Below are 13,136 nucleotides of genomic sequence, written 5' to 3'. Positions count from 1 at the left end.
CCGAAGCCAAGGGTCGGGGCACGGAGAAGTATTTATTAAAGGAGAATGGTATGACCTTTCAGGAAGTAATCCTGACGCTCCAGGAATTCTGGGCCCAAAAGGGATGCATAATCGCGCAGCCCTACGACATAGAGGTCGGCGCGGGTACGATGAACCCGCACACCTTTTTGCGCTGCCTTGGGCCGGAGCCGTGGAACGTGGCTTACGTCGAGCCTTCCAGAAGGCCGACCGACGGCCGCTATGGGCAAAACCCCAACCGCCTCCAGCACTATTACCAGTATCAGGTCATACTGAAGCCTTCCCCCGACGACATCCTTGAGCAGTATCTGGACAGTTTGCGCGCTCTCGGGGTCGATCCTCTGGACCACGATATCCGTTTCGTGGAGGACGACTGGGAGTCCCCCACCCTCGGCGCATGGGGGCTTGGCTGGGAGGTCTGGCTCGACGGCATGGAGATAACCCAGTTCACCTACTTCCAGCAGGCCGGAGGTCTCGACTGCAAGCCGGTGAGCGGTGAGATAACCTACGGCATCGAGCGCATCGCCATGTACCTCCAGGGCGTGGACAACGTCTACGACCTCGAATGGACCAGGGGCATAAAATACGGCCAGGTTCACCATCAGGGCGAGGTCGAGGGCTCGACCTACAACTTCGACGAGTCCGACGCCTCGATGCTCTTCAAGCTCATGGACATGTACGAGGCCGAGGCCAGAAGGCTCCTCGAAAAGGGGCTGGTCCTTCCCGGCTACGATTACACCCTCAAGTGCTCCCACACCTTCAACCTTCTCGACGCCCGGGGCGCGATAAGCGTCACCGAGCGCACCCGCTTCATCGGCAGGGTCCGCGACCTCGCCAGAATGGCGGCGCTGGCCTACGCGGCGCAGAGAGAAGCGATGGGATACCCGCTTATCAAGGGTGAGGGAGCAGCGAAATGAAGACCGGCGAGCTTATTTTCGAGATAGGAACAGAAGAGATTCCGGCGGGATTCGTGCCCCTGGCTCTCGACGCTCTGGAAGCGCTTGCGCGCCAGAACCTGGGCGCGGCCCGCGTACCCTTCGACGAGATTCACGTCTACGGCACCCCGCGCAGGATGACCCTCCACATTACCGGCATGGGGCTCGAACAGCCCGACATCGTCGAAGAGTTGATGGGGCCCTCGATAACCGTCGCCTTCGACGCGGCCGGAAACCTCACCAAGGCAGGCGAGGGTTTCGCCCGCTCGAAAGGCGCGACTCCCGCAGACCTCCTCCGCGTCAAGACCGACAAGGGCGAGTACATCGCGGTCAAAAAGACTCTCAAGGGGCGGGAGACCTCCGCGCTCCTCCGCGACGAGCTTCCCAGGTGGATGTCGAAGATTCCCTTCCGCAAATCGATGCGCTGGGGCTCCGGCGAGACCGCCTTCGCCCGTCCGATACACTGGATACTGGCGCTTCTCGACGGCGACGTAATCGATTTCGAGTACGCAGGGGTAAAGTCGGGCCGCTCGGTGATGGGGCACCGCTTTCACTCCACCGGAACTTTTGAGGTGATGGACGCGCAGGACTATTTCAGAAAGCTTCGCGACGCCGGAGTCGTCCTCGCGCAGGAGGAGAGAAAGGCGATAATCGCCAAGGAGGTCGCGAAGGCGGCGCAGAAGGTCGGCGGGCAGGTGCTTCTCGACCCCGAGCTTCTCGACACCATTACCTTTCTCGTCGAAAAGCCCGTGGCCGTGACGGGAAGCTTCGAGCCGCACTACCTCGAACTCCCCCGCGAGCTTCTGATTTTGTCGATGAAAACCCACCAGAAATACTTCGCCGTGACCGACGCGGAGGGGAGTCTCCTCAACCACTTCGTCACGGTCTCCAACACCGCCGCGCGCGACCTTTCGGTGGTGGCGAAGGGCAACGAGAGGGTGCTTCGCGCCCGCCTCTCCGACGCCAGCTTCTTCTTCGTCGAGGACCAGAAGATATCCCTCGCCGAGCACGCCGAGGAACTGAAGAGGGTTGTCTTCCAGTTGAAGCTCGGCACCAGCTGGGAAAAGGTGGAGCGCTTCACCGCGATAGCGGGCGAGCTTTCCAAAAAGCTCTGCCCCTCCTCCGCGGAGAAGGTCAGAAGAATCGCCCACCTTTGCAAGGCGGACCTCTGCACCAAGATGGTCTACGAGTTCCCGGAGCTTCAGGGAATAGTGGGAAGGCAGTACGCCCTGCGCGCCGGGGAAGACCCTCTGGTTGCGAAAGCCATCCACGAGCACTACCTGCCGGTACAGGCCGGAAGCGCTCTTCCCTCGACCCCCGAGGCGGACTGCGTCTCCATCGGCGACAAGATCGACACCATAGCGGGCTGTTTCGGAGTGGGGCTGATCCCCTCCGGTTCCGCCGACCCCTACGCCCTTAGAAGGCAGACCATCGGAATTCTGAGAATAATGATGGAAAAGGGGTACAGGCTCTCCATAGAGTGGCTGGTGGACCTCGCCCTCGACCGGCTTTCGGCGAAGCTCACCAGAAAGTGCGAGGAGGTCAAAAAAGACGTTCTCGAATTCTTCAAGGGCCGTCTCGAAGTGATACTGACCGAGGCGGGTTACGCAGGCGACGCCGTCGCCGCGGTCCTCGACGCCGGTTTCGACGACCCGCTCGACGTAAAGGCGAGGGTCGAGGCGATAGAGGAATTCAAGAAGCGCGGCGAGTTCGCAGCCCTCGCGGGCACCTTCAAGCGCGCCGCGAACATCCTAAAGAAGATAGAGGCGAAGGCCGAGGTCAACCCGGCGCTCTTCCAGGACAAGGCGGAAGGCGAGCTCTGGGACGCCTACAACGCCGTCCATGCGAACATGGACGCCTGCGTGGCCTCGCACGATTATATCGGCCTCTTCACCCAGGCCGCGAAGCTCAAGGGCGCGGTTGACGGCTTTTTCGACGGCGTCATGGTCATGGCCGAAGACGAGGCTCTGAAGAACAACCGCGTGGCCATTCTGGGCAAGGTGACGGCCATCTTCGGCAGGGTCGCCGATTTCACGAGAATTACAGGCGCCTGAGAGGGGCGAACTCTCTCGGCTGACATATTTGGGGACAAGGAGGGATCATGACAAAGTACGTTTACACTTTCGGCGCGGGAGAGGCCGAGGGCAACGCCGGGATGAAAGAACTGCTCGGCGGCAAGGGCGCGAATCTGGCGGAAATGTGCCAGATAGGCGTTCCCGTGCCCGCCGGTTTCACGATTTCAACGGCAGTATGCACCTACTATCAGGAGCATGACGGCACCTATCCCGCCACTCTCAAGGCTTCGGTGACCGCGGCGGTGGATTACATGGGGCAAGTGATGGGGGCGACCTTCGGCGACCCGAAAAATCCCCTCCTCGCCTCCGTCCGTTCCGGCGCGCGCAGCTCGATGCCCGGCATGATGGAGACTGTCCTCAACGTGGGCCTTTGCTCCGCAACCATTCCCGGCCTCGTCGCCAAGACCCATAACGAGCGGTTCGTCTACGACGCCTACCGCAGGCTCATCATGATGTACTCCGACGTCGTCATGGAAAAGGCCGCCGGAGTCGAGACGGAAGACGGCAACGGCATCCGCCACCAGCTAGAGCACATAATGGACGGCGTAAAGAAGGCCAAAGGGTACAAGTACGACTCCGACATCTCCGCCGACGAGCTAAAGAAGCTCTGCGTGGATTTCAAGGATAAGGTCAGGGAGGTGCTCGGCAAGCCCTTTCCCGACGAACCCTGGGAGCAGCTCTGGGGCGCCGTAGGCGCGGTCTTCCACTCCTGGAACGGCAGGCGCGCCGTAAGCTACAGGAGGATAGAGGGGATTCCCGACGAATGGGGCACCGCCGTAAACGTGCAGGCGATGGTCTTCGGCAACATGGGGGATTCCTCCGCCACCGGCGTCGCCTTTACAAGAAACCCCGCCACCGGCGAGAACGAATTCTACGGCGAGTGGCTCTCAAACGCGCAGGGCGAGGACGTGGTCGCGGGCATCCGCACCCCCTACGCCCTCAACAGCCACTCCATAAACCACGCGAACAAGGATCTGCCCACCCTCGAAGCCAAAAGCCCCGAGCTTTACGGGGCGCTTGTTGACATCAGAAACAAGCTCGAAGCCCACTACCGCGACATGCAGGACATAGAGTTCACCATCCAGGAGGGCCGCCTCTGGATGCTCCAGACCCGCAACGCCAAGCGCAACGGCCCCGCCGCGCTGCGCATCGCCGTCGAGATGGAGGGCGAAGGGCTCATCACCCGCAACGAAGCGATAATGCGCGTCAAGCCCACGCAGCTTGACGAGCTTTTGCATCCGATGGTCTCCGCCGAAGCCGAAAAGGAAGCCACCTCCCTTTGCATCGGCCTCCCGGCGGGCCCCGGAGGCGGCGTCGGCAAGATAGTCCTCACCGCCGACAAGGCGCAGGAGCTTGGCGACAAAGGCGAAAAGGTAGTCCTCGTCCGCGCCGAGACCAGCCCCGAAGACGTACACGGCATGCACGTAGCCCAAGCCATCGTCACCGCCAAGGGCGGCATGACCTCTCACGCGGCGCTTGTCGCGCGCGGCTGGGGCAAGACCTGCGTGGTCGGCTGCGGCGCGCTCGACATCGACATGGCCGCGGGCACCGTCACCGTGGGCGGAATCGTCCTTCGCGAGGGCGACACAATCACCGTCAACGGCACCAAGGGCGCGATTTACGCCGGAGAGCTGCCCCTCATCCTCATCGACCCCGAGAAGAACGAGCTTCTCCGCTCCTTCCTCGCGTGGTGCGACGACGCCAAGCGCCTCGGAGTCCGCACCAACGCCGACAGCCCGGCAGACGCCGCCCTCGCCCGCCGCTTCGGCGCGAAGGGAATCGGCCTCACCCGCACCGAGCACATGTTTTTCGGCGAAGAGCGCATCCGCTCGATGCGCGAAATGATACTTTCAGAGACGGTGGAGGACCGCGAAAAGGCTATCGCCAAGCTCCTTCCCTACCAGCGCTCCGACTTCTACGGCATCCTCAAGGCGATGGAAGGGCTCCCCGTAACCATCCGCCTCCTCGACCCGCCCCTCCACGAGTTCATGCCCAACGATGCCGCCCTCATAGAGGAACTGGCGAAGACGATGGGCAAGGACGTGGGCTACGTCAGCGCCCGCATCGCCCAGCTCCACGAGCTTAACCCGATGCTCGGCCACAGAGGATGCAGGCTCGGCATAAGCTACCCCGAGGTGACCCGCATGCAGGCCCGCGCCATCCTCGAAGCCGCCGCCGACCTGAAAAAAGAGGGTATCGACGCCCGGCCCGAGATAATGGTGCCGCTCGTCGGCAACGTCAAGGAATTCACCGATCAGAAGAACATAATCATGGAAACCGCGGAGAAGGTCATGCAGGAGCGGGGCATAAAGGTGCTCAACTTCCTCGTCGGCACGATGATCGAGGTGCCAAGAGCCGCCCTCACCGCCAACGAGATAGCCGCCGAGGCGGAATTCTTCTCCTTCGGCACCAACGACCTCACCCAGATGACCTGCGGCTTTAGCCGCGACGACGCGGGCACCTTCCTCCCGACCTACCTCCAGAAGGGCATCTACGCAAAAGACCCCTTTGAATCGCTCGACACGGCGGGCGTAGGTCAGCTCGTTGACATGGCGACGAAGAAGGGGCGCGCGGTGCGGCCCAACCTCAAGGTCGGAATCTGCGGCGAGCACGGCGGCGACCCGGACTCCATAACCTTCTGCCACAAGACCGGGCTCGATTACGTCTCCTGCAGCCCCTTTCGTGTGCCGATAGCCCGCCTCGCGGCGGCCCAGGCCGCCCTCAACGAAAAGTAGCACAACCTTCAAGCCATAACTAAAAAGGGCCGTCCCATCGGGGGCGGCCCTTTCTTATACGGCATGCCGGGAACGGTTAAACGCTTTTAAACCGGAGAGGTTCGTTCATCGACCCGGTGCGGTAGCCTTCGAGGTCTAGGGCGACGTAGGAGAAGCCGGCCTTTTTCACCAGTTGGACGACCTCCTCTCTCATCACAAGCGCCACTTTCGCCACTTCCCTTCCACCCACCTCTATCCGGGCCGTTTCGCCGTGGTGGCGCACCCTTACCTCGCGAAGGCCGAGTCCGCGAAGGGACTCCTCGGCCCTGTCCACCTGAGAAAGCTTTTCGCGGGTGATGGAGGTGCCGTAGGGGAAGCGGGAAGCGAGGCAGGCCATCGCGGGCCTGTCCCACGTGGGGAGGCCCCTCCGGCGTGAAAGCTCCCTGACCTCGGCCTTGGTCAACCCGGCCTCTTCCAGCGGGCTCCTTATGCCGTGCTCTTTCAGGGCGCGGCGGCCCGGGCGGTAATCTCCGAGGTCGTCTACGTTGCTCCCCTCCGCGACGAAGGAAAGCCCCTCCTCCTTCGCCACCTCCCGAAGTTTTCTGAAAAGCTCGCCCTTGCAGTAGTAGCACCTGTCGGGGGGGTTTTCGGCAAAACCCGCTATATCCAACTCTTCCGAGAGGATTATCCGGTGACGGGCTCCGAGCGCTTTTGAAAGCTCCAGGGCCGAGGCGATCTCGCGCTCGGGGAAGGTGGAGGAGCGCGCCGTGACGGCGAGAACCTTATTGCCGAGGGCTTCCACCGCCGCCGCGAGGAGAAGGGTCGAATCCGCCCCGCCGGAGAGGGCGACGGCGCAGCTTCCCATCTCCTTCAATATCTCCCTGAGACGGATTTCTTTTTCCCCGAGCCCGGCGTTCATCAGATCACCGGCTCGCCGGAAGCCGGAACCGGGGAAGCGGCTTTTTCGCGGTAGAAGACCACCGAAACTTCGTCCCTTTCACGGCGGAAGGTGAAGCCAAGGTTGTTTTCAAAGGCGAGAAGGGCGACAGGCCCGATCTGGGAGGCGTCCCGGAGGCGGAAGAGAACGCGGTCGCCCTTCGCGAGCAGACTTAAAAAATGGGGGGTCACCGCGAATTTGACCTCGCCGTAGAGGTTCGTCAGGTCTACCTGATTGCCGTCCGGCTCGGTCGCTAGGCGCTCGTCAAGGCTCAGCAGCCGCACCGGAGTTCCCTCGGCGGAGCGGACTTCTCTTATAATGCCTCCTCCGCCGATTATCATTCCGTCCTCCAGCACGAAGCGGCCAAGGCGGGCGTTTTCCACGTAGGTTTCGGCTGCAATCGGCTTTTTAAGGGAGAAGATTACGTTGCCCGCTTCGGTTGTCTCAAGCTGCCTTGCGTGGCGTTCGATAATCTCCAGCGAGGAGGAGTTGAACCTCTCCTCTATGTCTACGAGGGTCGCGTCCACCTCGACGGTGGCGAGCTTCAGCTTGTAGCTTTTCCCCTTCTCCAGAGGGTTGTTCGAGAGCCAGAAGACGCTGGCGCGAAGCTCGTCGGCGGGGGTTGGGGCAAGGCCGTAGCGCGCCAGCACCTCGCCGCGCTCGACGAAAACCTCGTCCTCGAAGGTCAGCCCGACGCATTCGCCCGCCCCGGCTTTTTGAATGTCCGGCTTTTGCCACTTTTCGATGGACTTTACCGCGGTTCTCCTGCCGGAGGGGGTGAAAACCACCTCGTCGCCGACGGCTATGGAGCCGGTCTCTATTCTTCCGGCGTAGCGGCGGTAGCCGTCGAACTTGTAGACGTCCTGCACCGGGAAGCGAAAATCCATACCCTCCTCGTCCCTGACGTTCTTGAAGTTGTCGAGCGCATCCAGGATCGAAGGCCCCTCGTACCACGGGGTCTTGCCGAGGCTTTTGGCTATGTTCTCCCCCTCGCTCGCGGAGATGGGGATTATGTAGGAGGGAACGATGCCGAGGGGGTGGAGAAAGGCCAGGATGTCGTTGGAAGCCGCCTGAAAGACCCTTTGGCTGTACCCGGCCATGTCCAGCTTGTTTACGGCGACGATCACCTGCCGGATGCCCAGAAGGGAGAGCATGTAGGCGTGGCGGCGAGTCTGCTCGCGCACTCCCTCGACGCCGTCCAGAAGGAGTATCGCGGCGTCGGCGCTGGCCGCGCCGGTGATCATGTTCTTAAGAAACTCGCGGTGGCCCGGCGCGTCGATGATGACGTAGGGGCGCTTTTTGGTCTTGAAGAAGGTCTGGGCGGTATCGATGGTAACGTTCTGGTCGCGCTCCTCTTCGAGCGCGTCCATCAGGTAGGCGAACTCGAAGCTGCGTCCCTGACGCTTGCAAAGCTCCTCAATCTCCCGGTAGCGAACCTCCGGTATAGAGCCGGTATCGAAGAAGAGGCGGCCTATGAGGGTGGACTTTCCGTGGTCCACGTGGCCGACGATAACTATCTTTAAAGTGTCTTTCTGACTCATTACATGTACCCCTTAGCCCGTAATTTCTGCATAGCGTAAGCGTTCTCCTGATCCTGCGCTCGCCCGGCGCGCTCGGGGGTCCTGAGGGTCTTCAGTTCCTCTATAATCTTCTCCACGCTGTCGGCGTCCGAGATTATCGGGCCGGTGCAGGGCATGCAGCCCAGCGAGCGGAACCGCTTGCCCTCCCTGGCGAAATAGAGGGGGCATATCTCTATCTTTTCCCGCTGGATGTATTCCCAGACGTTCAGTTCGGTCCACCCGAGTATCGGATGTATGCGGATGTGGGTGTCTTCCCTGAAACTGGTGTTGAACTGGTCCCAGAGCTCCGGCGGCTGGTCCTTGTAGGCCCACTCGAAGTTCTTGTCGCGGGGTGAGAAGACTCTCTCCTTGGCCCTGCTTCCCTCCTCGTCCCTGCGGATGCCGAGAAAAAGCCCCTTGTAACCGTGCTCGTCGATTACTTTCGACAGTCCCTGAGTTTTCAGGGCTTCGCAGCAGACCAGCCGACCCTTCTCCGGCCCCATCCCGGCCTTTATCGCCTCCTCGTTCTTGCCTACGATCAGGTTTGCTTCCCATTCGCCCGCCATCCTGTCGCGGTAGGCGATCATCTCCGGGTACTTGTAAGTGGTATCGACGTGAACCAGCGGAAAGGGAATCCTTCCGAAGAAGGCCTTTCTCGCAAGATGGATCATTGTCGTCGAGTCCTTGCCGATGGAATAGAGCATCGCGAGGTTCTCGAACTTCCGGTAAGCCTCGCGGAAGATGTAGATGGATTGGTTTTCCAGTTCGTCGAGATGGTCCAAAATATTCTCCTTATATGGGGTCCGGCTTCCTCTTTCGGCTATGCCTGCCCCCGGAAGTATCTACCGGGGGTCGTTTCTCGGACTCCTTGCCCTTCATCCGAAATTGTTTGCCGGAGTGATTTCACTCTTCATTGCTTCCGGCTTCAAAGCCATGCCTAACCTTGCGGCTGTCCCTCTCCCTCCAGCCATTTTTCGTAAAAACTCATGTACTTGAATGCGGAATCGGGCGACAGCGCCACGCCGAGCCCCTTTTCCTTCGCGGCGAACTCACGCGCGGCCCAGACAATAGCGCCGGAGGAGGGGCCGAGAAGGAGGCTCTCCTTTCGCGCAAGTTCTATAGCTGTGCGGTAGGCGTCTTCGTCCTTCACCGCCACCACCTCGTCGATGACCGCTTCGTCGAGGATGTCGGGCTTTTTCGATTCCTGAAAGTTCTTCAGGCCCGGGAGCTTGTGGTTTCTCTGTGGCTCGACGGCGATTATTCTGACGGAGGGGTTTTGCTCCTTTAGATATCTGCCTACGCCGGTGATGGTTCCGCAGGTGCCGTAACCGGCGAAAAAGTGGGTGATTTCCCCGCCCGTCTGTTCCCAGATCTCCGGGCCGGTGGTTTCGTAGTGCGCCCGCACGTTGTCTTCGTTCTCGTACTGGTTGGGCATCACGTAGAGGTCTTTGGTGCGCTCGCCTGTCACCATCGACTTCGCCAACGCGATAGCCCCGTCCTTGGGATGGTTTATTGGGCAAAGATCGTCCGGGGTGGGCCAGACCTCCGCACCAAGCATCCGCAATATCGCCAGTTTTTCCTGGGGCAGGGCGCTGGGCACCGTAATCGTGCAGGGGATACCTTCGAGGTTCGCCAGGGCCACGAGCGCTATCCCCGTGTTGCCGCTGGTCGGCTCGACGATCTTCTTCCCTTTGGGCAGTTCGCCGCGCTCCAGAAGCCCCCGGAGGAGATAGGAGGCGGTGCGGTCCTTGATGGAGCCGAAGGGGTTATAGCTCTCCAACTTCACGTATAATTCCATGAGACCGCCGCCGAGCTTTCCGAGGCGGACCAAGGGGGTCGGGTTGTCGCGGTCGGCTACGAGGCCCGCTACGCTGTCGTAAACTCTTTTCCTGTGGCCGGTTTCTATGGGCATTGACTTGATCCTCTCATCAGCGGCTGTGCAGGCCGCATTCCCTGTGTTCCGGATTCTCCCACCACCACCTGCCCGAGCGTGAATGTTCGCCCGGCGCAACCGCGCGGGTGCAGGGGGCGCAGCCTATAGAGGGGTAGCCTTTGGAGTGGAGCCTGTTCACGGGCAGATTCTTTTCCTTCGCGTACTCCAGAACCTCTTCCCAGCTCCAGTCGAGCAGCGGGTTTATTTTGAGAATTCCACCGTTCGCCTCGTCGGCCTCTATAGGTTCAAGCGCCGTGCGGGTTACGCTCTGCTCGCGCCGAAGACCCGTTATCCACCCCGCCAGACCCGAAAGCGCCCTGCGCAGCGGCTCCACTTTTCGTATCCGGCAGCACTCGTGGCGGTTTTCAAGGGAATCGCGAAAGGAATAGAGCCCTTTTTCACCTTCCAGCTTTTCCACACCTTCGCGGTCGGGAAAGTACCAGTCTATTTTTACGCCGAAGCGCTGGCGGACACTCTCCGCCGTTTCGTAGGTCTCCTCGTTGAGCCTTCCGGTATCGAGCGCGAAGACCTTTGCTCCCGGAGAAACCTCACCCAGAAAGTCAAGAACGACTATGTCCTCGGCGCTGAAAGAGCAGGCCAGGGCCACGGGGCCGCCAGCCTTCTCTATTCCCCAGCGCAGTATCTCCCGTGCATTTTCCCTGCTCATTTCTCTTTTCCGTCCGGCGCGATAAACCACACCAAATTTATGGTTAAATAATATGTAAAAAATAAACCATAAACCAGCTTGACAGTCAAGAATAAAGAAGATATTTTTTACCCAGACGGTGTATTTGACAAAAAACGTCGGGAATCGCTCCGGGGTAACCCCGAAGCAGCCAAGACAATTCCCCGGACGTATAAAAAGGAGCCTTTGATGTCCGTTAACCCCAGCGAGTTCTACACCCCCAAGATACTGGACGCCCAGCTCACGGGGATGATCAAGACCAGGGAGCCGGGAATCTATTCCGCGAGGCTGAGGATACCGGTCGGCGTTCTCACCTCCTCCGTCCTCGAAGGGCTCGCGAATATCGCCAAAAAATACGGCAGGGGAGAGGTGTACCTGACGGTGCGGCTGGGGGTCGAGATTCCGGGGATACCCGCTGAATCCTTCCCGGCGCTACGGGAGGAACTGGCCGCCATAGGGGTTGGGCTGGCCGGCTGCGGCCCGCGCATGAGGACCACCGTCGCCTGCAAGGGCACCGTCTGCCCCCACGGGAACATCGATACCTTCGCGCTCGCGTGGGCGATAGACAAAGAGTTAAACGATTCGGCGACGCTGCCGCACAAGTTCAAGGTGGCCGTCTCTGGGTGCGCCTCCTCCTGCTCCAAACCGCAGGTCAACGACGTGGGACTCGTCGGAGTGAGCGAGCCGGAGCTCGAACCTTCCCCCTGCATCTCCTGCGGCCTCTGCGCCGAGGCCTGCCACCTCGGGGCGATAACCCTCTGCGGCGGATTGCCGGTCATAGACCGGGCGAAGTGCGTCTCCTGCGGGGACTGCTCGAAGGTTTGCCCCGTGGCGGCGATTAAGCCCAAAAGAACCGGGGTCGACCTCTACGCGGGGGGCCGCTGGGGGCGCGAAAAACAGGTGGGACTGAGAATCGCGGGTTATCTCACTCAGGAGGAGGCGGTTCTGGCGACCGGCAACATAAAGAAGTGGTACGCCGGAAACGGCAGGAAAAAGGAGCGGCTCGGCCAGTCGATACTGAGGACCGGCCCCTCCTTCTTCCAGAAAGAAGTTCTTAAGGGGATACCGAAAACCAAATGGGTTCAACTCACCCCGGAAGCAGGGGCGGCCTTCGCCGTACTCCGCTAGGGAAGGAATAAAAAATGGCTGAAAATGATTCCTTCGATCTGGACATCTCCGGAGACGTCTGCCCGATGACGCTCGTCAGGGTCCGCATGGCCTTCGACCGCGTACCGGCGGGAGAGACCTTAAGCATAAAGATGGCTCCGGGTGAACCGGTATCGAGCATCCCGCGCATGCTCAAGGACGAGGGCCACCAGGTTCTAGCCGTCGCGAGGAGCGGGGAAGATTTCATCGTTACCGTGAGGAAGAAGGGCTGATGGCCGCTCTCTCCGAAGGTGAAATTCTGCGCTATTCGCGGCAGATCATCCTCCCGCAGGTGGGGGGAAGAGGGCAGGAGCGGCTGAAAAGCAGCCGCGTCCTCGTAGTCGGCGCGGGAGGGCTCGGCTCGCCCGCCGCCCTCTATCTTGCCGGAGCCGGGGTGGGGACGCTCGGTGTCTGCGATTACGACAGGGTGGACCTTACAAACCTCCAGAGGCAGATAATTCACGAAACGGGTGACCTAGGCGGGATGAAGAGCGCATCGGCGGCCCAAAAACTCTTTGCCCTCAACCCGGAGATAAGGGTTGTCCAGCATCCCGTGAAACTCACTGTCTCCAATGCCTCGGAGATACTCGGGGGTTACGACCTCGTGGTCGACGGCTCCGATACCTTCGCCTCGAAGTTCCTCGTGAACGACGGCTGCGCCTTTCTCGGTGTCCCGCACGTCTTCGCCGGGATTCAGGGTTTCGAGGGGCAGCTTCTGACGGTGATTCCCGGAAAAGGACCCTGCTACCGCTGCTTTTTTCGCGAGCCGCCGCCGGAGGGGAGCGTTCCCACATGCTCTCAGGCCGGGATACTCGGCCCTGTCGCCGGAGTTCTCGGAAGCCTCCAGGCGCTCGAAGCGCTGAAAGTGCTTCTCGGCATAGGCGAGACGGCGACGGGAAGGCTCCTTATCTTCGACGGCCTTAACCTGACCTTCCGCGAAGTGAAGATAAAGCGTGACGAAAAATGCCCCGCTTGCGGAGCTTCCGGACCGCGCCGGGAACTGCGGGAAGAGGGCGGCGGGCTTCGCGATGCGGATTCGACGCAGGGAAGTAGAGGTGAAACCGGCCCCCGCCGGGCCTGCGGCGTTTGAGCCTTGTCCTGTATGAAGTCCGACTGATGAAATTTTAAAAGCCA

Annotated in this window: 11 protein-coding genes; 6 read left to right on the top strand and 5 right to left on the bottom strand. The window is 60.9% G+C overall.

Features of this window, described 5'->3' with window-relative positions; translation table 11 throughout:
- Positions 1 to 50: 50 nt before the first annotated feature.
- The 3 genes from glyQ to EPN96_06290 are packed head-to-tail and all read left to right on the top strand — an operon-like array spanning position 51 to position 5,763.
- Positions 51 to 935: a glycine--tRNA ligase subunit alpha gene (glyQ, locus tag EPN96_06300; protein TAL17210.1), complete on the top strand. Its 885-nt coding sequence runs from the start codon at positions 51 to 53 to the stop codon at positions 933 to 935.
- A complete protein-coding gene (locus EPN96_06295; protein TAL17209.1) occupies positions 932 to 3,007 on the top strand; it encodes a glycine--tRNA ligase subunit beta in 2,076 nt (691 codons plus the stop codon). The genes glyQ and EPN96_06295 overlap by 4 nt, the downstream gene beginning before the upstream one ends.
- A 44-nt stretch (positions 3,008 to 3,051) precedes the next feature.
- Positions 3,052 to 5,763 (top strand): pyruvate, phosphate dikinase, encoded by a 2,712-nt coding sequence (locus EPN96_06290; GenBank protein TAL17208.1) that lies wholly within the window; start codon positions 3,052 to 3,054, stop codon positions 5,761 to 5,763.
- 76 nt (positions 5,764 to 5,839) lie between these two features.
- Here the strand turns inward: EPN96_06290 and larE are convergent, their stop codons facing one another.
- The 5 genes from larE to EPN96_06265 form a co-directional block, all read right to left on the bottom strand.
- Positions 5,840 to 6,661 carry an ATP-dependent sacrificial sulfur transferase LarE gene (larE, locus tag EPN96_06285; GenBank protein ID TAL17207.1) on the bottom strand — a complete coding sequence of 274 codons (822 nt, stop codon included), beginning with the start codon at positions 6,659 to 6,661 and terminating at the stop codon, positions 5,840 to 5,842.
- A complete protein-coding gene (locus EPN96_06280; protein TAL17206.1) occupies positions 6,661 to 8,220 on the bottom strand; it encodes an elongation factor Tu in 1,560 nt (519 codons plus the stop codon). Before EPN96_06280 ends, larE begins: the two co-directional genes overlap by 1 nt.
- A complete protein-coding gene (locus EPN96_06275; GenBank protein ID TAL17205.1) occupies positions 8,220 to 9,023 on the bottom strand; it encodes a sulfate adenylyltransferase subunit 2 in 804 nt (267 codons plus the stop codon). The genes EPN96_06280 and EPN96_06275 overlap by 1 nt, the downstream gene beginning before the upstream one ends.
- Positions 9,024 to 9,175: 152 nt before the next feature.
- Positions 9,176 to 10,150: a cysteine synthase family protein gene (locus EPN96_06270; protein ID TAL17204.1), complete on the bottom strand. Its 975-nt coding sequence runs from the start codon at positions 10,148 to 10,150 to the stop codon at positions 9,176 to 9,178.
- A gap of 16 nt (positions 10,151 to 10,166) precedes the next feature.
- Complete coding sequence (locus tag EPN96_06265; protein TAL17203.1) at positions 10,167 to 10,838, bottom strand: phosphoadenylyl-sulfate reductase; 672 nt, start codon at positions 10,836 to 10,838, stop codon at positions 10,167 to 10,169.
- Positions 10,839 to 11,045: 207 nt separating this feature from the next.
- On the opposite strand from EPN96_06265, the gene EPN96_06260 reads away from it, so the two are divergent.
- From EPN96_06260 to EPN96_06250, 3 genes are read left to right on the top strand one after another with little or no spacing between them, the layout of a single operon-like run.
- Positions 11,046 to 11,984, top strand: coding sequence for a 4Fe-4S dicluster domain-containing protein (locus EPN96_06260; GenBank protein ID TAL17202.1), 939 nt, complete (start codon positions 11,046 to 11,048; stop codon positions 11,982 to 11,984).
- Between the two features lie 14 nt (positions 11,985 to 11,998).
- Complete coding sequence (locus EPN96_06255; GenBank protein TAL17201.1) at positions 11,999 to 12,235, top strand: sulfurtransferase TusA family protein; 237 nt, start codon at positions 11,999 to 12,001, stop codon at positions 12,233 to 12,235.
- Positions 12,235 to 13,092 carry a HesA/MoeB/ThiF family protein gene (locus EPN96_06250; GenBank protein TAL17200.1) on the top strand — a complete coding sequence of 286 codons (858 nt, stop codon included), beginning with the start codon at positions 12,235 to 12,237 and terminating at the stop codon, positions 13,090 to 13,092. Before EPN96_06255 ends, EPN96_06250 begins: the two co-directional genes overlap by 1 nt.
- Positions 13,093 to 13,136: the final 44 nt, after the last annotated feature.

The organism is bacterium (genome assembly GCA_004322275.1).
Lineage (GTDB): Bacteria > Desulfobacterota > Deferrisomatia > Deferrisomatales > BM512 > SCTA01.
The sequence above is the reverse complement of the archived record's forward strand: the minus strand, read 5'-3'. Positions and strand labels throughout refer to the sequence as shown.